The sequence below is a fragment of the Pseudactinotalea terrae genome (assembly GCF_009733845.1).
Lineage (GTDB): Bacteria > Actinomycetota > Actinomycetes > Actinomycetales > Beutenbergiaceae > Pseudactinotalea > Pseudactinotalea terrae.
Genome location: NZ_WNXZ01000002.1, coordinates 613,118 through 632,446 on the forward strand (window position 1 = coordinate 613,118; position 19,329 = coordinate 632,446).

Here is a 19,329-nt window from a genome sequence, read left to right on the forward strand (position 1 = left end):
GCCCCGCTCAGCCCCTGTGGACAACCACGGTCAGTCGGTGGCGAGGGCTGCCACCGGGGACTGACGGACGGCGCTGCGCGCGGGCAGCACCGAGGCGAGCAGCCCCGCCGTCACCGCGATCACCGCGACGGCGCCCAGCTGCAGCCACGGCACGCCGAGCTCGAGCGAACCGAGCCCCCCGAGCACGATCGCCGCACCGGCCCATCCGTAGAGGAGCCCGGCGATGGCGCCGACGGCGGCACCGACCGTCGCGATCAGCACCCCCTCGACAGCGAGCATGCCGCGCAGCTGACCACGGGTCAGGCCCATCGCCCGGAGGGTCGCGTTCTCGCGGCGGCGCTCCAGCACCGACAGCGACAACGTGTTCGCGACACCGACCAGCGCGATGACCACGGCCACGCCCAGCAGGCCCAGCACGACAGCCAGCAGCGTGTCGATCACCTGTCCGTACGCTGCACGCTCGATCGCGCTGCCGCCCACCTGCAGCACCGGGGCCTCGGGGTCGGCTGCGGTGAGCTCGTTGAGCGCGGACTGCAGTGCGTCGCTGACCGCGATCGCATCGGCGTCGTCCTCCATCTGTGCCCAGATGGTCGTGACCGGGGCGTCCGGGGCAAGTGCCGCGAAGACCTCCGGTGTGACGAAGGCGGCGTAGCGACCCACGTCCGCCTGGACCAGCGTGAGGTCGCGCTCGGTGCCGTCCGCGGAGGTCAGGGTGACCGTGTCACCGTCCTCGAGGGTGACATCGAACAGCGAGCCGAGGAGGATGGTGTCGTCGTCGAGGTCCGCGAGCACGTCCGAGCGCATCACGGCGTCAGGGTCACCCTCGGCGACGCTGTTGACGGTCACGCCGGTCCGGTACCCGTCCGCCAGCGTCAGGTCCGCGCTCGAGGTGCGCAGGGTGGCCACGGCCGCGACGCCGTCGGTCTGCCTCACGGCGTCGATCTGCGCCTGTGTGACCTCCTGGGAGGTGTCGCTCACTCCTGCCGCGAGGTCGACCGGGAACGACGAGTCGAGCTCGGTGAGCAGGGTCTGCCGTGCTGAGTAGGCGCCGGTGGACATCATCACCACGAGTGCGACGCCGATGACCAGCGCGTTCGTGGTCGCGGCCGTGCGGCGGGGGTTGCGCACGGCGTTGGCCGTGGCGATCCGGGCCGGAGTGCCCTTGCCCGCGAGTCGACCGAGCACCGGCAACAGCTTCGGGATGAGGAAGACCGAGCCGATGAGCAGGCCGCACAGCGAGATCAGCCCACCCAGCACGCCGAGCGCGAGACCACCGAGCATGCCGACGTCGGAGGAGTCGGTCTCCGAGAGCGCGAGAGCCAGGGCCACACCCCCGGCCAGCATCAGCGCGCCCAGCACGCTGGCCGTGATCGCGAGCACCAGGCGGCCGCGACCCGAGCGCTCGTCCACGGCACCCTCGATCGGGCGCAGCGCGGCGACCGGAGCGACCTGCGTGGCCATCCGGGCCGGGACGAGCGCGGCAAGCACGGTCACGAGGATCCCGACGATCAGCGTCACGACCGGGACGTACCAGCTGAACGGCACCGTGGTGCCGAGCAGGGCACCGGGGAAGAGGTTCTCGAGGACCTTCACGCCGCCGAGCACGATCCCCGTGCCGAGCGCGAGCCCCACGACCGAGGCGATGACCCCGAGCAGCGCGGCCTCGCCGAGCACCGAGGCGCGGATCTGAGCGCGGCTCGCGCCGACGCAGCGCAGCAGGGCCAGCGTCCGGGTGCGCTGCGCGACCAGCACCTGGAAGGTGTTGGTGATCACGAGGCCGGCGACGGCGAGCGCGACCGAGGCGAATGCGAGCATCACCACGAGGAAGGTCACGTTGGAGCCGGTCTCGGCGGCCGTGCGCTCCTCGGCGAGCTCTGGGAGAGTCTGCACCGAGGCGTCAGCGATGCTGGGCAGCGCCTCGATCGAGGCGCGGACCGCTGCCGCATCGGCGCCGTCCTCGAACGCGATCAGCGCGCCCCAGACGTCGTCGGTCCCGCTCGCCGCGATGCGCCACTCGTCGTACTGGCCCGCCTCGAGCCGGCCGCCGGATCCTGTGGAGAAGTAGTTGCCGGTCGCCTCGAGGAGACCGACGACCCTCAGCTGCTCGGTGCGGCTGTCGGTGATCTGGTTGTTCTCCCAGACGTCGAACGAGGTGCTGACCGTGTCGCCGATGTCGACGCCCAGGCGCTCAGCGACATCCGCAGACAGCACGAGCTGCCCAGGAGCGGTCGCCTCCACGCCCTCGGCGAGCGTCCCGACCGCGAGGGCGGGGTCGCTCGGCGTCGGGGCGAGCGCGACGTACTCAGCCGCATCGGCGCCCGCGATCTCCAGACCGAAGTACGACTCGATGTCGGCGCCCTTCACGCCGTCGACCGCTCGGATGTCCGCCAACGTGCTCGAGGTGAGCGGCGCGGACCGGGCGGTGACCACCAGGTCGGCGTCGGCGTAGGAAGCCGTGAAGGCATCGTGCGTGGCCTGCTCCATGGTGGCGGAGGCCAGCAGGCTGGCCGCGACGAACGCGGTGCCCAACAGGATCGCGATGCCGGCGGCGGCGAGTCGCCCCGCCGAGGCCCGCATCTGGTCGAGCGTGGCGCGCAGCATCAGCGGACCACCGTCGCAGCGGGCTGGCGCAGTGCGTCGAGACCCGCGAGCACGCTCTCGGGCGTGGGGTCGGAGATCGAACCGGCGATCTGGCCGTCGGCGAGCAGGACCACGCGGTCGGCGTAGGCCGCCGCGGCGGGGTCGTGCGTGACCATGACGATCGTCTGGCCCAGCTCGCGCACGGAGCGGCGCAGGAAGGAGAGCACCTCGGTGCCCGAGCGGGAGTCGAGGTTGCCGGTGGGTTCGTCGGCGAACACCACGTCGGGCTTGGTGGACAGCGCCCGTGCGATCGCCACACGCTGCTGCTGGCCGCCCGAGAGCTCGTGGGGCTTGTGCGTGAGCCGGTCGCCGAGCCCGAGCGTGCTCACGAGGACGTCGGTCCACTCCTTGTCGAGCTTCGCGCCCGAGAGCTGCGAGGGCAGGGCCATGTTCTGCTCGGCCGTGAACATCGGGAGCAGGTTGAAGGACTGGAACACGAACCCGACGCGCTCGCGGCGCAGGATGGTGAGCTGGTCGTCGTTGAGCGCGGTCAGCTCGGTGCCGCCGAGCCATGCCTGGCCGGCGGTCGCGGTGTCGAGGCCCGCGAGCAGGTGCATCAGCGTCGACTTGCCCGAGCCCGAGGGCCCCATGATCGCGGTGAACTCGCCGGAGGCGAACGTGACGTCCACGCCGTCGAGCGCGTGGACGGCGACGTCGCCACGGCCGTAGATCTTGGTGAGCCCGACGGCGCGCACGGCGCTGCGGGCGGACTGGTCGGTGGGCGGTGTGGGCAGTGTCTGCGTCATGGTGAAGACGCTACGGACGGCAGCGGTGCAGCCGCGTCGAGCCGGGGTCGGTTTCTCGGGTCATCCCGTGGGTGGACCCGCAGGTCACGGCGTACACCCGGCGCGCTCAGCTGCCGGGGCTGACCAGTCCGGTCTCGTACGCGACCACGACCGCCTGCACGCGATCGCGGGCGCTCAGCTTCGCGAGGACACGCCCCACATGGGTCTTCACGGTGGCCTCGGCCACGAACAGATCGCTCGCGATCTCGGTGTTGCTGCGGCCGCGGGCCATCAGCACCAGCACCTCACGCTCACGATCGGTCAGCGAGTCGAGCACCGCCGGGGGAGTGCGCTCGGCGTCGGGGAGCACGCTCGCGAGGTGCCCGATCAGCCTCTTGGTGGAGGACGGCGCGATCACGGCCTCGCCGTGGTGCACGGTGCGGATCGCCGCCAGCATGTCCTCGGGCGGGGTGTCCTTGAGCAGGAACCCGGAGGCGCCTGCCTTGATCGCCCGCAGCACGTACTCGTCGAGATCGAAGGTGGTCAGGATGATGACTTTGGGGCCGTCCCCGCCGGCCGGGTCTGTGAGCGCGGCCGTCGCGGCGAGGCCGTCCATGTTCGGCATGCGCACGTCCATCAGCACCACGTCGACCGGGTGACTGCCCAGCAGTCGGAGTGCCTGGGCGCCGTCGCCCGCCTCGACCACGACCTCCATGTCGGGCTGGGAGTTGATCACCAGCGCGAACCCGGCCCGCACGAGCTGCTGGTCGTCGACCAGGGCGACACGGATCGGGCTGTCAGGCAGGGGCTCGGTCATGGTGTCCTCTGATCGATCGGCGGTGCTGGTGTGGTCGGTGGCTCTGGGCGCGGGCCGGAGGCTCCGCCCGGGACCGGGATCTCCGCGCGGACACGGTAGCCGCCCCCGGCGCGCGGGCCGGCACTCAGCGTGCCACCGAGCATCGCAGCGCGCTCGCGCATCCCGAGGACGCCGTGGCCGGCGCCGTCGGAGACCGCGGCGGCACCGCGGCCGTCGTCGTCGACCTGCAGCACCACGTGCTGGGGCGCCCACTGCATCAGCACGGTCGCCTTCACCTCGGGGCCGCCGTGCTTGAGGATGTTCGTGAGGGACTCCTGCGCGATCCGGTAGATGGTGGCGCCCGTGCCCGGCGGCAGCGCGCGCGGCGTACCCATCTCGATGAGGGAGACCGGGAGCGTGTCCTTCATGGACGTGACCAGGGTCGCGACGTCCGTGTCCCCGGGTTGCGGGACGAGATCGTTGGCGTCATGCCCGTCGGTGCGCAGCACACCGAGGATGCGCCGCATGTCGGCGAGCGCGGCACGGCCCGTCTCGGAGATCGTCAGCAGCGCACGCTCCGCTGCCTCGGGACTGGTCTTGGCGGCGTACCGACCGCCGTCGGCCTGGGCGATGACCACCGACAGCGAGTGGGCCACGATGTCGTGCATCTCCCGTGCGATGCGTGTGCGCTCGGCCTGGGTGGCGATCTGCTCGAGCTGGTCGCGCTCGCGCTCGAGGCGGGCGGCACGCTCGGCGAGCGACTCCTGCTGGAGGTAGCGGGCGCGTCGCACCAGCCCGAGTGCCCAGGCGGTCAGCGCGAGGGCAGCGCAGCCCACGAAGAGGAACGTGGCGATCGCGAGGGCCTGCCCCATCCCAGCCCAGTCGCTCAGCGCGAACCCAACCCCGACCATGACGGCGCCGCCCATGGCGATGAGCAGCCAGGTACGGCTGGAGCCACCGGGTCGGAACGCCGTCACGGAGTAGAGCGCCACCAGCACCGCGACGTCCGAGGGCTGCAGGAACTGGCCGAGCGCGAAGTGGGCGACGGCCAGCGCCGCGACGACGGTCGCGGTCCGTTCCGGGTGCGAGCGCCGCCAGATCAGGGCGATCAGCTGCGCGATCCCGATCAGCGTCGAGATCGCCAGCACGGGCCTGGCGGCACCGCCGACCCCGCCGTAGGCGATCGGGACGAGGGCGAATGCGACCGTCAGGATGACCGCGAACCAGATCTCTCCCGGCGTCGGCGCAGCGCCGCCGCTGGGCTGCGGCGAGGTCTCGGTGGGCGGGGCGGTCACGCCGTTCAGCCTAGGGACCCGCGCGCTCGTGGGCGTCGTGCTGCGGGACGAGTCACGCCTGCGACCTGCGGTGGACGCCGCTCAGGCCGGCTGCAGCAGCTCGGGACCGTTGTTGCGGACATTGCCGACGGCGCGGCCCACCTCGTACCAGGACAGCTCGGGTGGGGGCTCGGCGAGCATCGCCAGTACCGCGTCGAGATCCGTGATCGAGGGATCGAGCCAGGACTCGGCGACCTCGCGCGTCAGCATCGCCGGCTCGCGATCGTGGATGGCCTCGAGGCCGTCCCGTGCCTCGGCGGTCACGATCGTGGTGGACAGCAGCCAGCGATCCGGATCGTCGTCATCCTTGCTCGGGTCGCGCCACCAGGAGTAGAGGCCGGCGAACGCGATCGGCGAGCCATCGGTCGGGTGGATGTAGTGGGGCACCTTGATCGGCTTGGACTCGCCCGGCGGGGTGATCTTCTGCCACTCGTAGTAGCCGTCGGCGAGCACCAGGCAGCGCTTGGTCGCTGCCGGCTTCTTGAAGGCGGGCTTCTCGGTGAGGGTCTCGCTGCGCGCGTTGATCATGCGCGCGCCGATCGAGATGTCCTTCGCCCACGGCGGCACCAGGCCCCACCGAGCCAGGTGCATCTCGCGGCGGACTTTCGCCGGCTCCGCCTCGGCGGCATCACCATCGAGCTGGGGCGCCCGGTCGACGACGATCCGCGCGCCGTCCGTGGGTGCCACGTTCCAGCTGGCCATGACCTCCCGGGCCGCCTCGGTCATGTCCTCGACGTCGAACGCGTCAGCCAGGTCCTGGGACTCCTTGAACGAGGCGTATCTGCCGCACATACGTCCATCCTCGCACCGGGTACCGACACTCGCGCGAGGGGGTACGGGGCACACTGGCCGCATGTACCGACTCACCACGACCTGGCACCTCCCGGCAGCGCCGGAGCCGGTCTGGGGCGCGGTCGAGCAGGTGGCGGCATGGCCGCACTGGTGGCCCGGCATTGACGCGGCCGCCATGGTGCGTCACGCCGGCTCCGACGGCCTCGGGCAGCGGGTTCACCTCGTGGTCCGGAGCCCGTTCGGGTACCGGCTGCGCTTCGGCGTCGAGATCGTGGCAGCCGCGCCGCCGCGGTACGCGCGCGCCCGGGTGGTGGGCGACCTGGTCGGGTTGGGGTCCTGGAGGGTGGATCCGGCAGCCGACGGCTGCATCGCGACGATCCGCTGGGAGGTCACGCCTGCCCGTGGCCTGCTCCATGCGCTCGGTCCGCTCGTCGGCGCTCCGGCCCGCTGGGCCCACGCACGGGTGATGCATGAGGGGCAGCGGGGACTTGTGACCCACCTCACGCGATTCGGTGGTTGATAACGGTTTGGTTACGATGCCATGTCCTTCCCGCTCATCCACCGTTGGGATCCCCTGTGCCTCAAGGCCGTCACCGCAGCGCTGAGACCCGGCGCCAGCCGCTCTCCCGCGCCTTCGGCGTCGCCTGCGTGGCGGCGCTGTCCCTCGCCACCCTGGGCGCTGCGCTCCCGCTGGGCGCGCACTCCTCCGGCTCGACGGCGGAGCCCACCGTGGTCTTCGGGCCCACCGAGGGCGCTGAGGGCGCCGGCGAGACCTTGCTCGAGGGTCGCGACGCCGCCGCTGCCGGGCGGTCCGCGGTGCGCGAGGGGGCGACCGAGCCCGAGCCGACCGCCGTCGAGGAGCCCGAGCCAGCCGCGGTCGAGGAGCCTCCGGTGGAGGAGCCCACGACCGAGGAACCCCTGCCCGAGGTGACTGGCCAGCTCTGGGCGACCTCCGCCGTCAACGTGCGCTCGGGTCCCTCCGTCGATCACGAGCAGCTGACCACGCTCGGGTGGGCGGACCCGGTGGACGTCACCGGTGAGAGCGCCGACGGCTGGACGCAGGTGATCTGGGACGAGCGTGTCGCCTGGGTGAGCTCGAGCTATCTCGCCGAGGAGGAGCCGCTCGCCGAGGAGCCGGCCGCCGAGCAGCCGGCGGAGACGTCCGAGGGCAGCGGCGTCTCGAGCGCTTCCTGCTCCACCAGCCCGGGGATCGAGGGCTCGCTCGCGGCCAACGCCGCGGCCACCTATCGTGCGGTGTGCGCAGCGTTCCCCGGTGTGGCCTCGGCCTACGGCGGCTACCGCGCCGGCGACGGCGGCGACCACGGCTCGGGACGCGCCCTCGACATCATGGTCAGCGGCGCCGCGGGCTGGGAGATCGCACGCTACCTGCAGGCGCACGCGGGCGAGCTGGGGATCACGTACCTGATCTACGAGCAGCAGATGTGGATGGCGGGCGACTCCCACGGCGCCTGGGAGTACATGGCCGACCGCGGCAGCCCGACGGCGAACCACTACGACCACGTGCACGTCAGCACGTACTGACTCGTGGTCGACCTGACGTTCTAGCGTGGCGGGCATGACGGAGTCGAACACCCTGCCGCAGCCCGTGACCGTCCGCGTGGACGGCACCGACATCGCGACCTACGTGATCGAGCCCCGGCGCGGGGACGCTGCGGCGGACGTCGTGCTCTGCCACGGGACGCCATGGTCTGCCGCAACCTTGATGCCCCTCGCTCGTGCGCTCGCCACCCGGTACCGCGTGTTCCTGTGGGACATGCCGGGGTATGGGGCATCGATCGACGACGGCGACCCGCCACCGGTCGACCTCCCTCACCAGCAGCAGCGGCTCGCCGCCCTCCTGGACCACTGGGGCCTCGACCGGCCCCATGTGCTGGCCCACGACATCGGCGGTGCTGTTGCCCTCGGAGCCCACCTGCTGGGTGCTCGTGAGCTCGCCTCGCTCTACCTGCTCGACGTCGTGACGCTCGACCCGTGGGGCTCGCCCTTCTTCCGGCTGGTCGCCGACCACGAGGCGGTCTTCGCAGCGCTTCCCGCCAACCTGCACACGGCCCTCGTCCGGGAGTACATCGCCGGAGCGGCGGGTGCCGGTCTCGACGCCGCGTGGGTCGACGGGCTTGCGCGACCGTGGTGCTCAGCCGCCGGGCAGCGCGCCTTCTACCGCCAGATCGCGCAGCTGCGCCCCGAGCACACCAGCGGGCTCGTCGCTCGTCTCGACCAGACCCGCTGCCAGGTGCGCATCGGGTGGGGCGAGCGTGACCCGTGGATCCCAGCTGCCCAGGCCGCTGAGCTCGCGGACCGACTTCCAGGAGCGGTCGAGGTGTCCATGTTCCCCGGCGCCGGGCATCTCGTGCCGCTGGAGGCCACCGAGGCGCTCGCGCAGGATGTGCTGGCCTGGCTGACGGTGGTCACGCGGACGCCGTGAGCGCTGGGCTCAGCTGGTGGATCTCCGCGCGACGAACTCGGTCAGGTGGCCCACCACCTCGGGCGCTCGGAGGATGCGGCGGTGGCCCAGGCCGTCAGTGAGCACCAGCTGCGCGCCCGGCCAGGCCCGCACCAGGCGTTCCGAGACCCGGGTGGGGGAATCGGCGTCGGAGCGGTCGTGGATGGCGAGCAAGGGAACCGGGCGACCGCCGTCGAGCAGCTCGGCGGCGAGCGTGGGGCCGTGGAAGGTGGCCACGGGGTATCCGATGCTGCGCTCGATGCGCTGCAGCAGGCGCTGACCGGAGCGGCGTCCGAGGCCGGTCATGCGGCGGAAGGCGATGAGGAGCTCCTCGGCCTCGGTGGCCGCTGCGATCGTGACGAGTGCACCGAGGGGGACGTCGTGGTGCCGGGCAGCCCACAGCACGGCCATCGCGCCGAGCGAGTGCGCCACCGTGAGCGCGGGTTCGCCGTGATGCGCGACCACGTGGGCGCGGGCCTGGGCCAGCTCCATGACGCTGCTCGCGCCGGGGCCGTGCCGGCCGGCGGGGGAGTCGCCGTGGCTGGGTGCGTCGTGGCCGACGACGCGGTAGCCGGCGGCGCGCAGCGGTTCCACCATGGCGGCGAGCTGCTGCCAGTGGCCGCCCCAGCCGTGGACGAGGTAGGCGGTCGGCGCATCCGGGTCCTCGCCGTAGACGTGGCCGCGGATGGTGAGGCCGTCGGAGGTGATCTCGAACGGCTCGCCGCCCTCGGGCTGGCGTGAGTGGCGGCGTTCCGCCGGAGGGGCGGGCGGCACGCGGAACCACAGCCGGGTGCCGATGCCCGCGGCCAGTGGTGGTGCCACGCCGTCGAGGGTCGCCAGAGCGCCTCGCATGAGGCGGTACCGCAGCGGCGGGGGAGGGGTCGTGCGGTTCTCAGTGGTCACGTGCGTCTTCCGGCGGGGTCATGGCTGTCAACGGGGAACCGTCTCGACCAGTGTGCCGCGACCGCCGCAGGAGTGGGTACCAGCGGGCGAGCAGCGCCGCCTCGACGCCGATGCCCAGCATGGTTCGAGTAGGACGAACGACCGCTCGCGCCACGAACGCGTAAGTGGTAACTTACGCGTTGTGTCTGTGACGACTGTCGACCCCTGGTACGCGCTGGGCGATCCGACGCGGCGTCGCGTCTTCGCCCACGTGGCTCGAGGCCCGCGCTCGGTGACCGAGATCGCCCAGGAGCTTCCGGTCAGCCGCCCCGCGGTGTCGCAGCACCTGCGTGTGCTGCTCGAGGCCCGCTTGGTGGATGTCCGCCAGGAGGGGCGCCAGCGGCTCTACCAGGTTCGTTCCGAGGGTCTGGAACGGCTGCGGGACGAGCTCGAGTCGTACTGGACGCAGACGCTGACCACCTTCAAGGAGCTGGCCGAGCGCGACTACCAGGCAACCGCCACGACAACACGAGGAGGCCACGTGCCATGAGCACCACCCCGCAGGACAGCACCGCGCTGCACGTCGACGTCACCGTCGAGATCCCGCTCGACCATGCGTTCGCCGTGTTCACCGAACGCTTCGACGAGATCAAGCCGCGCGAGCACAACCTGTTGGACGTCCCGATCGAGCGCACGGTCCTGGAGCGGCGCGAGGGTGGGAGCGTCTACGACGTCGGGGTCGACGGCAGCACCTGCACCTGGGCGAGAGTGCTCGCCTACGAGCCCCCGCACCGGCTGGTGATCAGCTGGGACATCAGCCCGCAGTGGCGGATCGAGCCCGACCCGAGCCGTACCAGCGAGGTCGAGATCCGTTTCGTCACCGAGGGCCCGGAGCGCACTCGGGTGCGTCTCGAGCATCGGAACCTCGACCGCCACGGGCAGGGTTGGGAGGGCTTCAGGGACCTGGAGACCGGCAGTGGCTGGCCGCTGTACCTCGACCGGTTCCGCGCCGTCGTGGAGCGGCTGGTGGGCGAGGTGTCCGCTGCGGAGAGGTCGTGATCGGGGCAGTGCCCGGGTGTTCGCGCGAATCTGACGTAGTCGCGCGGCGCTGACGTTCACCGGCTCGCCGGCACCCCTGTCCACAAGATCTGCTACCCGGGGTAGCGCCCCGTTGAGGACGCCGGTAATTTGTGCCCCCTATAGGGGAGGGCGGATGGCCGAAGGGGTGGCGATCCTCGAGACAGAGGTGCGGGAGCTGATCCGCCGGCGCGGGCTGGATCCCAGCGTCGATGGCGAGGCCACCCGGGTGCTGATCGCGGATGCGGTCGCGGACTACGACGAGCGTGCGCTCCTCGGCCGTGTGCCGCGGCTGCCGGACCCGGATGAGGCGACGAAGGCGTTGCACGACGCCGTGGTGGGGCTCGGCCCGCTGCAGAAGTACCTGGATGATCCTCAGATCGAGGAGATCTGGATCAACGAGCCCGGGAAAGTCTTCATCGCGCGCTCGGGTCGGTCCGAGCTCACGACGACGATCCTCACCTCCGCGCAGGTACGTGACCTGGTCGAGAGGATGCTGCGGAGCAGCGGCCGGCGGCTGGATCTGAGCACGCCGTTCGTGGATGCCTCGCTGCCCACGGGGGAGCGGCTGCACGCCGTCATCCCGGATGTGACGCGGGCGCACTTGGCGGTGAACATCCGCAAGTACGTGGCCCGGGCGAACAGGCTCCAGGACCTGGTGGCGCTGGGGTCGCTGAGCCCGCAGGCCGCGGCGTTCCTCGACGCTGCGGTGGCCGCCGGGCTCAACGTCCTGGTCAGCGGGGCCACCCAGGCCGGCAAGACCACCATGGTCAACGCCCTCGCTGGCAGCATCCCGAGCCACGAGCACGTGATCACGTGCGAGGAGGTCTTCGAGCTCCGGCTCGCGGGCCGCGACGTGGTGGCGATGCAATGCCGCCAGCCCAACCTCGAGGGCACGGGCGAGATCCCGCTGCGGCGGCTGGTCAAGGAAGCGCTGCGGATGCGCCCGGACCGGATCATCATCGGCGAGGTCCGGGAGGCAGAGGCGCTCGACCTGCTGATCGCCCTCAACGCGGGCAACCCCGGGCTTGCCACGATCCACGCGAACTCCGCGCGCGAGGCCGTGACGAAGATGTGTACGTTGCCGCTGCTCGCCGGTGAGAACGTCTCGGACCGGTTCGTGGTCCCGACGGTCGCGGCCGCCGTCGACCTCGTGGTGCACCTCGATCTCGACCGCGACGGCGCCCGCCGCACGCGCGAGATCGTCGCCCTCACAGGGCGTGTCGAGGGCGGCATGATCGAGACCTCGTCCCTGTTCGAGCGCCGCGACGACCAGCTCGTGCGGACCGATGGCTATCCGCCGCACGAGGACCGCTTCCGACGCGCAGGGCACGACCTGCACGCTCTCCTGGCGCACGCGGAGTGAGCGACTGATGGGGACCGCTGCAGGTCTGCTGCTGGGGGCCGGACTGCTCTGCGTGTGGTGGTCGTTCTGGCCGCGGGGCGAGCCGAAGCCGTCGGCCTGGGGCGCACGGGCTCGCGACATGCTGACCCAAGCCGGTATGCCCGGCGTCTCGGCCCGCGCCTTCGTGAGCACGTCGATCGGGGTGGGAATCGCGATGCTGGTGGTGGCGCTCGCGATCACCGCGACACCGCCGATCGCGGTGTGCTTCGCCGTCATGGCCGGGTTCGCACCCACCGTGTACGTGCGGTCGAAGGCCCGCAAGCGGCGCACCGAGCTGCGGGCGCTGTGGCCCGACGTCGTCGATGACCTCGCCTCGGGAGTGCGCGCCGGGCTGTCGCTGCCCGAGTCGCTGATCGCGCTGGCCGAGCGCGGGCCCGATCAGCTGCGGCCCGAGTTCATGCAGTTCGCTCGTGACTACCGCGCCTCCGGCCGGTTCACCGACTCCCTCGACCTCCTCAAGGCCAGGCTCGCCGACCCGGTCGCGGACCGACTGGTCGAGGCGCTGCGTCTGACCCGCGACGTCGGCGGGACCGACCTCGGCCGGCTCCTGCGGACGCTGTCCCAGTTCCTCCGCGACGACCTGCGCGCTCGCGGCGAGCTCGAGGCGCGGCAGTCCTGGACGGTCAACGGCGCACGCCTCGCGGCCGCCGCGCCCTGGCTCGTGCTCGCGATGCTGAGCACGCAGGCCACCACGATCCAGGCGTACAACTCCGCGACCGGCGTGCTCGTGCTGCTGGTGGGAGCGGTCGCCTCGGTGATCGCGTATCAGGCGATGGTCCGGCTCGGGCGGCTGCCCGAGGATGTGCGGGTGCTCCGATGAGCGCTTTCTTCACGCCGGCGGGCCTGACAGGGGCGGGGCTCGGGCTGGTGCTCGGCGTCGGGGTCGTGCTGATCATCTGGCGGCTCTCGGCGCGCCGGGTCAGGCTGGTCGACCGCGTCGCTCCCTACCTGCAGGAACGCCCGACGACGTCCCGACTCCTCGTGGACGCGCACGTCATCACGCCGTTCCCCACCCTGGAGCGAATCGTGCGGCCCGTGGTCCGTGACGTCGCTCGGATGCTGGAGCGACTGGGCAGCGGTGCGACCTCGATCCGCAGCCGCCTGCTGCGGGCGGGCAGCAGCACGACGCTCGAGGCGTTCCGCACCGAGCAGGTGATCTGGGCGACGATCGGGCTCGCCACCGGCTTGGTGCTGGCTCTCGTGATCGGGGTGGCGCGCGGCGTCTCGTTGCTGCCTCTGATCGTGCTCGTGGTGCTGTGCGCGGTTGGCGGTGCGCTGCTGCGCGACCACATGCTCAGCCAGAAGGTCACCCAGCGCGAGCGCCGCATGATCGCGGAGTTCCCCACGGTCGCGGAGCTGCTCGCGCTGTCGGTCGGTGCGGGCGAGTCACCGCTCGCAGCGCTCGAGCGGGTCAGCCGGAGCACGCGGGGCGAGCTCGCCGGCGAGATCCGCACCACGCTCGCGGACGTCCGCTCCGGCGTCGCCATGGCCGTGGCCCTCGACGGCATGGCCCGCCGCACCGAGCTCGCGAGCATCGCCCGCTTCACCGACGGCATCTCGACCGCCGTCGAGCGCGGCACCCCGCTGGCCGACGTGCTCCGCGCGCAGGCCCAGGACGCACGTGAGGTCGGTCACCGCGCTCTCATGGAGGAAGGCGGCCGTCGGGAGGTCCTGATGATGATCCCGGTCGTCTTCCTGATGCTGCCCGTCACGATCCTGTTCGCCGTGTTCCCGGGCCTGTCCGTGCTCGCGATCACCCTTTGACTCCCGATGGAAGGACACACACATGAGAACCCTCCGACGGCGCTGGGTCGCCTTGCTCGGCGACCCGGAGCGTGGCGATGTCCCCGGCTGGGTCATGATCACGCTGATGACGGCTGGCCTGGTCGTGCTGATCTGGGCGCTGGCCGGCGATGCGCTCACGCAGGTGTTCCAGACGGCGATCGACCGGATCCTCGGCGGTCCCTGACCGAGCGGGGATCGGCGGTGGTCGACTTCCTCCTCGTCTCGCTGCTGCTGACCGTGCTGGTGCTGGGCGTGGTCCAGCTCGCGCTGGCGCTTCACGTGCGGACCATGCTCACCGACGCCGCGGCTGAGGGCGCCCGCTACGCCGCGTTGCACGGCAGCGACCTCGCAGCCGGTGAGGCGCGGACCGCTGAGCTGATCGCGATGACGCTCCCCGACCGCTACGCGCAGGAGATCGAGACCGGGTACGACACCTACGGCGACGTCACGCTCGTGACCGTCACGGTGAGCGCACCGCTGCCGGTGCTGGGGCTGTTCGGGCCGTCCGGGACCGTGGTCGTGACCGGCCGGGCGGTCGACGAATGATGCCCCGACGGCGGTTCGCGCGTCTCGCGCACCTGCTCACCTGGGCACGGGCCAGGCTCGGGGATCGGGAACGGGGGAGCGCCGTCGTCGAGTTCCTCGGGGTCTCGCTCGTGCTGCTGGTGCCGTTGGTGTACCTGATCGTCACGATGTCGCGGATCCAGGCGGCGAGCTTCGCGGCCGAGGGTGCCGCGCGGGAGGCGGGTCGGCTGATCGCCCAGGCCGAGACGATGGAGGAGGGCATCGCAGCCGCGCAGCTCGGGGTGGAGCTGGCGTTCGCGGATCAGGGGCTCGACGTCGACCCCGCCAGCGTGCTGCAGGTGACGTGCTCGGTGCCTGAGTGCCTGACCGCCGGCGAGTACGTGCTGATCGAGGTGCGCACCGTGGTGTCGCTGCCGCTCGCCCCCGACTTCCTGGCCGGCGCCGTGCCCACCTCGGTGGCGATCGGTGCCGATGCGATGACCGCTGTGAGCGGGTTCCGCGATGACTGACGGTGCGCCACTGGTCCGGTGGCGTGCGCGTGCCCGCGAGGACGACGGGCAGATCATGCTGTTGTCGATCTTCTACGGGCTGATCGCGCTGGCGCTCGTGCTGGTGATCGTGTCGGTCTCGGCGATCTACCTCGAGCGCAAGCAGCTGCTGGCGCTGGCGGACGCGGTGGCCGCTGACGCCGCCGACTCGATCGACGAGGATGCCTACTTCGGCTCCGATCGGCCGGCGGATCCGGCGTTGCCGCTCACGGACGCGTCGGTGGCGCAGGCGGTGGAGCACTACCTGGCCGAGGCGCCGCAGGGCGTCGTCGACTTCGAGGGTCTGGCTGTGGCGGATCCCACGGGAACCCCCGATGGCACGACGGCGGAGGTGAGCCTGGCCGCCGTCGTGCGGCCGCCGTTGGTGAGCTGGGCGATCTCGCCCTGGCAGGACGGGTTCGTGGTCTCGGTGACGGCGCGGGCCGAGGCCGAGTCGGTGGGCTGAGACGGCTGGGAGGAGCACGGGCTGGGTGCGTGGCGCCGTGGCAGGCTCAAGGCAGCCGTGAACCGGAGCGAGGAGCACGACATGGGCGCATGGGCGGAGTCGTTGGAGCTGCGGGTGCCCGTGCTGAACGCGCCGATGGGCGGCGTGGCGGGCGGGCGGCTCGCAGCGGCCGTGACCGCGGCCGGAGGGCTCGGCATGATCGGCATGGGCAGCACCGCCACGAGGGACGGCCTCGTGCGCGCGCTGGGCGATCTCGACGGGTGCCAGCGGTTCGGGGTCGGCCTGGTCGACTGGGTGGTGCGACAGGAGGCAGGGCTTCTGGACGCTGCTCTCGATGCGTTGCCGGTGCTCCTGTCCGTCAGCTTCGGTGCCGAGCTAGACTGGGTGGAGCGGGCTCAGGAGCGCGGCATCCTCACGGCTGTCCAGGTTCCCGACGTCGACGGTGCTCGCCGCGCTGAGGACGCCGGCGTCGACGTGATCGTCGCGCGCGGGCTGGAAGGCGGTGGGCACGGCGCGCCCGAGGCCCCGCTCGCAGAGCTGCTCGCTCCGGTGGTGGCTGCGGTGGAGCGGCCCGTGCTGGCGGCGGGCGGGATCGCGACGGCCGCGGACGTGCGGGCCGCGCTCGCAGCCGGCGCAGACGGGGTGTGGGTCGGCACCACGTTCGCAGCGGCAGCGGAGGCGCTCACGCCTGCCGGCGCGAAGCAGGCGATGCTCGGTGCAGGGTGCGACGACACCGTCACCACCCGTGCCTACGATCGCGCCTTCGGTTGGCCCTGGCCCGAGCGATATCCAGCCAGGGTGCTGCGTAACACCTTCACGGCCGCGTGGGTCGACGCCGACGGGGCGGACGTCGTTGGCGGTGCGTTGGATCCCGCCTTCACTCTCGACGCAGCAGGACTGGCGCGTTTGCACCGTGCGGTCGCTGATGACGACCCGTCGATCGCACCGGTCGATGCCGGCACAGGCGTCGGTTCCATCGTCGACGTCGTGCCCGCCGCGACGATCATCGCCCGGCTGACCGCTGGTCTCTAGACCCGGCGCAGACGATCGCGTGACCACGACTCCGCCGCGACGGATCAGAAGGGCGGCGGCTCGTCGTCCACGGTGTACTGGAGCGCGCTGGTGCGGTCGGTGATGGATGCCCAAGCGGGAGTGGCCGGGTCGGTGCCCTCGGGTGGGGATCCGGGTCCGTGGGTGGGTCGGATCATGGTGATCTGGCCGTCGGGGTGTTGGAGGTAGGTGTGGTTGGTGGCGGTGATCCAGGTGCGGGAGCCGTCGTCGTGCTGGGTGTACCACCAGCCGCCGTGGGTCAGGAGCAGGTGGTCGCGGCGGCAGTTGGGGTCGATGTCTTTGACGGAGGTGGTTCCCAGGGGCCAGGGGATGCGGTGGTGCAGGTCGCAGCCGTCGGCTGCGGCGGTGCAGGAGGGGTTGGCGCACTCGGGTTGTCTGGCGCGGATGAGCTCGGCCATCGCCGGGGTGGGTTCGTACTGTTCGCGGCTGAGTTCCAGGATGGTGCGGTCCAGGGGGTCGGTGACCATGCGCGCCCACGGCCCGCCCGCGGCGAGGGCGCGGGCCACGGAGGCGGGGATGGGTCCGTAGCCTTCGAGGTGGGCGGGGTCCTCGGATCCGGGTAGGTCGGCACCGGGGCCGGTCTGGCCGCCCATGAGGGTGGTCAGCGGGATCACGACCCGCACGTGCGCGGACTTACCTCCGATCACTCCGACCCGCATGCTCTGGCCGGGTGTGGGGCATGCCCCGGTGGCCGCACCTGCCGCGGAGCGTGCTGCGGCATCCTGTGTCGTTCCTGCTGTGGGGCGTGCTGCGGCATCCTGTGTCGTTCCTGCCGCGGGATCGATGCCAGCTCGCGAGCGATCGTCGTGGGTGACTCTGGGGTCGGGCAGCTCTGCGACGCCGGTGGCGGTCGGTGGCGAGCCGCTCTGGTCGATATCGCCGTGCCCGGATCCGGGATCACGATCCCCCGATGAACCGCCAGCGGACCCACCACCGGCGCCGCGGGCCACCACGGTGGCGTCGTGGGCCTGTGGGGTGGCGTCGTGGGTGGGGTGGGGGCAGGGGCCGATGATGCCGGTCACGATGGCGGTCCCACCCATCAGGGCGAGGGCGTCGGCGCGGAGCTGGTCCAGGGTGCGGGGGTCGCCGCTGGTCTTGGCGGAGCGGGCGGCGGCGTCCAGGGCGCGGTAGAGCTGGTTGGCCTCCACCGCGGGCATGAACGCGTAGATGCTGGCCATGCCATCGGGCAGCACCCGGGGCCGGTCCACCCGCCGCTGGGTTGCTGCTCGTTGGCAGCGGTCTTCGAATCGTTCGGGTTGCACGCTGGCCCTCGCGGCGGCGACATCGCGGCGTACCGCGGTCGCGGTGGCGTGCGGTGCTTTGGCCAGCACGATGTCCTGCACCTGTAAGGCTTCCAGCATGCCCAGGTCCTCGATGCCCAGGGCGATGATGTCGGCCTTGGCCGGGTCGATCTGCCCGGTCTCGAGCGCTTCCGCGGTCGGACCGGCCGGGCCGGCGAGCATGCGGGCCGAGCGCACCAGCCGGCTCGCGGCCCGTTTACCCATACCCAGGCGTAGGGCGATGTCGTCGGAGGCGATGCTGGGCTGGTTGACCCGGATCCCGAGGTGGTCCAGGTTCGCCAGGCCTTGGTCCAGGCCTTCGCTGTTGGCCAGCTCGGCGACCGCTTCCCGCATCTTCGCGGCCGCGTAGGAGGCCAGCCGGGACCAGTGCGCCACCAGCTCCAGGGCGTCGTAGTCGTTTTGCACCAGGCCGACGGGCAGGTGCTCCAGCTCGTTCATCAGATACCCCGACGCGGGCACCTCCTCCAGCCACGCGATCGGTCCGAGCTCGGGATGGCTGGGCTGGGCAGCCCACTCGGCCTCGAGCTGTTCCACCCAGCCCGCTGGCGGCTCATCACTCCAAGCCCGCACCGGCACCCCCGACCAGTCACGCTCGTCCCAGACCGCGTTCCCCGCCTCCACCATCACACCGTCGACCTCGACCCACTCCCGCCCAGCGATCTCAGCCGGCACATCAGACTCGGTAGGGAGGGGCTCGCTCGGGCTGGCTGCCGGCGAGCAGGGCCCAGCAGGAGAGGCATCCTCCGGCGTGGTGGGAGCCGCAGCAGAAGATGTCCTGGGCAGGTCGGACTGGGTCGATGCGGACTCGGCTGACGGACCGGGAGCGGCAGAGATGTCGAACAAGTTGCGGTCGGTCGAGGCGGCGGCATCGGACGTGGCGTCCACCGGCGCGCCCTCGGGAAGCGCACCCTCGAGCAGGGCGGTCGCAGGCCCCTCGGTCTCACCGCCCTGCTGCAGTCTCGCATCCGCTTCGAACATGCGTACAGTGTATGTGACGTGTCCGACAACGGCAAGACTTTTGGCGAGATTCGAACGAAAATCGGCCCCTCGGGGCATCGCTGCACTCCCATCCAGACCCCAAGCTAGGTGAGACCTCCGACGCGCGCCCCTGCGCCTGCTGCCGTGACGGGCGACGGGCTGGATGGGCCCGAGGCTGAGCTGGGTGCGAGGCCAAACATTCGAGGCCATGGCGGCCGGGTGGCGCGCGAACCGCCACGGAACCGCGCTCGGCGATGACCAGGGTCCCGACACCGCGCATGGTGACCCTGCGCACACGTCAACGCGGAATGACCGTTGCGCAACATGTGTTGCTATAGCATCACACCTGTCGGAACGCCGACATCTCGCGCGCTCGACGCGCCGCGCGGGACCACCACACGAGCACAGCGTCAGCAGAAAGCAGCACCCGCATGACCTTCTCAGCCACCACCCCCAAGGTTGTCGTTCGCCCCTCGTACGCCGAGGTCCGGGCGGCCGAGCTCGCCGAGCGTCGTCTCGACGCCGTCCACGCCCAGGGCAGCCTCAACCTCCTGCGTCACTGAC

The 19,329-nt window shown here is 71.7% G+C and carries 21 protein-coding genes; 14 read left to right on the top strand and 7 right to left on the bottom strand.

Annotated features, from left to right (window positions below):
• Window positions 1-30 precede the first annotated feature (30 nt).
• The 5 genes from GPA03_RS10300 to GPA03_RS10320 form a co-directional block, all read right to left on the bottom strand.
• The gene (locus GPA03_RS10300) at window positions 31-2,601 is read right to left on the bottom strand and encodes an ABC transporter permease (RefSeq protein WP_156251883.1); all 2,571 of its coding nucleotides are present in this window, start codon (window positions 2,599-2,601) and stop codon (window positions 31-33) included.
• Window positions 2,601-3,386, bottom strand: a complete 786-nt coding sequence (locus tag GPA03_RS10305) for an ABC transporter ATP-binding protein (RefSeq protein WP_156251884.1) — start codon at window positions 3,384-3,386, stop codon at window positions 2,601-2,603. The genes GPA03_RS10300 and GPA03_RS10305 overlap by 1 nt, the downstream gene beginning before the upstream one ends.
• Before the next feature lie 106 nt (window positions 3,387-3,492).
• Window positions 3,493-4,182, bottom strand: coding sequence for a response regulator (locus GPA03_RS10310; RefSeq protein WP_156251885.1), 690 nt, complete (start codon window positions 4,180-4,182; stop codon window positions 3,493-3,495).
• Window positions 4,179-5,456 carry a sensor histidine kinase gene (locus GPA03_RS10315; RefSeq protein ID WP_241681217.1) on the bottom strand — a complete coding sequence of 426 codons (1,278 nt, stop codon included), beginning with the start codon at window positions 5,454-5,456 and terminating at the stop codon, window positions 4,179-4,181. Before GPA03_RS10315 ends, GPA03_RS10310 begins: the two co-directional genes overlap by 4 nt.
• 81 nt (window positions 5,457-5,537) lie before the next feature.
• Entirely contained in the window at window positions 5,538-6,287 is a 750-nt protein-coding gene (locus tag GPA03_RS10320) for an SOS response-associated peptidase (RefSeq protein WP_156251886.1), read from the bottom strand.
• Window positions 6,288-6,348: 61 nt separating this feature from the next.
• On the opposite strand from GPA03_RS10320, the gene GPA03_RS10325 reads away from it, so the two are divergent.
• The 3 genes from GPA03_RS10325 to GPA03_RS10335 are packed head-to-tail and all read left to right on the top strand — an operon-like array spanning window position 6,349 to window position 8,730.
• Window positions 6,349-6,807, top strand: a complete 459-nt coding sequence (locus GPA03_RS10325; RefSeq protein ID WP_162458333.1) for an SRPBCC family protein — start codon at window positions 6,349-6,351, stop codon at window positions 6,805-6,807.
• 56 nt (window positions 6,808-6,863) lie between these two features.
• Window positions 6,864-7,829: an SH3 domain-containing protein gene (locus GPA03_RS10330; RefSeq protein ID WP_156251888.1), complete on the top strand. Its 966-nt coding sequence runs from the start codon at window positions 6,864-6,866 to the stop codon at window positions 7,827-7,829.
• A 34-nt stretch (window positions 7,830-7,863) separates the two neighbouring features.
• Window positions 7,864-8,730 (top strand): alpha/beta fold hydrolase, encoded by an 867-nt coding sequence (locus GPA03_RS10335; protein WP_156251889.1) that lies wholly within the window; start codon window positions 7,864-7,866, stop codon window positions 8,728-8,730.
• A 9-nt stretch (window positions 8,731-8,739) separates the two neighbouring features.
• Here the strand turns inward: GPA03_RS10335 and GPA03_RS10340 are convergent, their stop codons facing one another.
• Complete coding sequence (locus tag GPA03_RS10340; RefSeq protein ID WP_241681219.1) at window positions 8,740-9,651, bottom strand: alpha/beta hydrolase; 912 nt, start codon at window positions 9,649-9,651, stop codon at window positions 8,740-8,742.
• 181 nt (window positions 9,652-9,832) lie between these two features.
• On the opposite strand from GPA03_RS10340, the gene GPA03_RS22850 reads away from it, so the two are divergent.
• The 10 genes from GPA03_RS22850 (at window position 9,833) to GPA03_RS10385 (ending at window position 16,447) form a co-directional block, all read left to right on the top strand.
• Window positions 9,833-10,180, top strand: a complete 348-nt coding sequence (locus tag GPA03_RS22850) for an ArsR/SmtB family transcription factor (protein ID WP_241681220.1) — start codon at window positions 9,833-9,835, stop codon at window positions 10,178-10,180.
• A complete protein-coding gene (locus GPA03_RS10350; protein ID WP_156251892.1) occupies window positions 10,177-10,689 on the top strand; it encodes an SRPBCC family protein in 513 nt (170 codons plus the stop codon). Before GPA03_RS22850 ends, GPA03_RS10350 begins: the two co-directional genes overlap by 4 nt.
• 154 nt (window positions 10,690-10,843) lie before the next feature.
• On the top strand, window positions 10,844-12,073 hold the full coding sequence (locus tag GPA03_RS10355; protein ID WP_156251893.1) for a TadA family conjugal transfer-associated ATPase: 1,230 nt from the start codon (window positions 10,844-10,846) through the stop codon (window positions 12,071-12,073).
• 7 nt (window positions 12,074-12,080) lie between these two features.
• The gene (locus tag GPA03_RS10360) at window positions 12,081-12,932 is read left to right on the top strand and encodes a type II secretion system F family protein (RefSeq protein WP_156251894.1); all 852 of its coding nucleotides are present in this window, start codon (window positions 12,081-12,083) and stop codon (window positions 12,930-12,932) included.
• Window positions 12,929-13,876 (top strand): type II secretion system F family protein, encoded by a 948-nt coding sequence (locus tag GPA03_RS10365; protein ID WP_156251895.1) that lies wholly within the window; start codon window positions 12,929-12,931, stop codon window positions 13,874-13,876. Before GPA03_RS10360 ends, GPA03_RS10365 begins: the two co-directional genes overlap by 4 nt.
• Before the next feature lie 22 nt (window positions 13,877-13,898).
• Window positions 13,899-14,081: a hypothetical protein gene (locus GPA03_RS22855; protein WP_241681221.1), complete on the top strand. Its 183-nt coding sequence runs from the start codon at window positions 13,899-13,901 to the stop codon at window positions 14,079-14,081.
• Window positions 14,082-14,098: 17 nt separating this feature from the next.
• Entirely contained in the window at window positions 14,099-14,443 is a 345-nt protein-coding gene (locus tag GPA03_RS22860) for a TadE/TadG family type IV pilus assembly protein (protein ID WP_241681222.1), read from the top strand.
• Entirely contained in the window at window positions 14,440-14,931 is a 492-nt protein-coding gene (locus GPA03_RS10375; protein ID WP_241681223.1) for a pilus assembly protein, read from the top strand. Before GPA03_RS22860 ends, GPA03_RS10375 begins: the two co-directional genes overlap by 4 nt.
• A complete protein-coding gene (locus GPA03_RS10380) occupies window positions 14,924-15,415 on the top strand; it encodes a pilus assembly protein TadG-related protein (RefSeq protein ID WP_156251897.1) in 492 nt (163 codons plus the stop codon). The genes GPA03_RS10375 and GPA03_RS10380 overlap by 8 nt, the downstream gene beginning before the upstream one ends.
• Before the next feature lie 81 nt (window positions 15,416-15,496).
• On the top strand, window positions 15,497-16,447 hold the full coding sequence (locus GPA03_RS10385; protein ID WP_156251898.1) for an NAD(P)H-dependent flavin oxidoreductase: 951 nt from the start codon (window positions 15,497-15,499) through the stop codon (window positions 16,445-16,447).
• 44 nt (window positions 16,448-16,491) lie between these two features.
• Here the strand turns inward: GPA03_RS10385 and GPA03_RS10390 are convergent, their stop codons facing one another.
• Entirely contained in the window at window positions 16,492-18,765 is a 2,274-nt protein-coding gene (locus GPA03_RS10390) for a DUF222 domain-containing protein (RefSeq protein ID WP_156251899.1), read from the bottom strand.
• 431 nt (window positions 18,766-19,196) lie between these two features.
• Between GPA03_RS10390 and GPA03_RS23030 the strand changes: the two genes are divergently transcribed.
• Window positions 19,197-19,328, top strand: coding sequence for a hypothetical protein (locus tag GPA03_RS23030; RefSeq protein WP_277755074.1), 132 nt, complete (start codon window positions 19,197-19,199; stop codon window positions 19,326-19,328).
• Window position 19,329 lies beyond the last annotated feature (1 nt).

Excerpts from the sequence above, each read along its gene's own strand:
- GPA03_RS10300 (WP_156251883.1), bottom strand. The coding sequence starts at position 2,601 with ATGCTGCGCGCCACGCTCGACCAGATGCGGGCCTCGGCGGGGCGACTC.
- GPA03_RS10305 (WP_156251884.1), bottom strand. The coding sequence starts at position 3,386 with ATGACGCAGACACTGCCCACACCGCCCACCGACCAGTCCGCCCGCAGC.
- GPA03_RS10310 (WP_156251885.1), bottom strand. The coding sequence starts at position 4,182 with ATGACCGAGCCCCTGCCTGACAGCCCGATCCGTGTCGCCCTGGTCGAC.
- GPA03_RS10320 (WP_156251886.1), bottom strand. The coding sequence starts at position 6,287 with ATGTGCGGCAGATACGCCTCGTTCAAGGAGTCCCAGGACCTGGCTGAC.
- GPA03_RS10325 (WP_162458333.1), top strand. The coding sequence starts at position 6,349 with ATGTACCGACTCACCACGACCTGGCACCTCCCGGCAGCGCCGGAGCCG.
- GPA03_RS10335 (WP_156251889.1), top strand. The coding sequence starts at position 7,864 with ATGACGGAGTCGAACACCCTGCCGCAGCCCGTGACCGTCCGCGTGGAC.
- GPA03_RS10350 (WP_156251892.1), top strand. The coding sequence starts at position 10,177 with ATGAGCACCACCCCGCAGGACAGCACCGCGCTGCACGTCGACGTCACC.
- GPA03_RS10355 (WP_156251893.1), top strand. The coding sequence starts at position 10,844 with ATGGCCGAAGGGGTGGCGATCCTCGAGACAGAGGTGCGGGAGCTGATC.
- GPA03_RS10360 (WP_156251894.1), top strand. The coding sequence starts at position 12,081 with ATGGGGACCGCTGCAGGTCTGCTGCTGGGGGCCGGACTGCTCTGCGTG.
- GPA03_RS10365 (WP_156251895.1), top strand. The coding sequence starts at position 12,929 with ATGAGCGCTTTCTTCACGCCGGCGGGCCTGACAGGGGCGGGGCTCGGG.
- GPA03_RS22855 (WP_241681221.1), top strand. The coding sequence starts at position 13,899 with ATGAGAACCCTCCGACGGCGCTGGGTCGCCTTGCTCGGCGACCCGGAG.
- GPA03_RS10375 (WP_241681223.1), top strand. The coding sequence starts at position 14,440 with ATGATGCCCCGACGGCGGTTCGCGCGTCTCGCGCACCTGCTCACCTGG.
- GPA03_RS10380 (WP_156251897.1), top strand. The coding sequence starts at position 14,924 with ATGACTGACGGTGCGCCACTGGTCCGGTGGCGTGCGCGTGCCCGCGAG.
- GPA03_RS10385 (WP_156251898.1), top strand. The coding sequence starts at position 15,497 with ATGGGCGCATGGGCGGAGTCGTTGGAGCTGCGGGTGCCCGTGCTGAAC.
- GPA03_RS10390 (WP_156251899.1), bottom strand. The coding sequence starts at position 18,765 with ATGTTCGAAGCGGATGCGAGACTGCAGCAGGGCGGTGAGACCGAGGGG.
- GPA03_RS23030 (WP_277755074.1), top strand. The coding sequence starts at position 19,197 with ATGACCTTCTCAGCCACCACCCCCAAGGTTGTCGTTCGCCCCTCGTAC.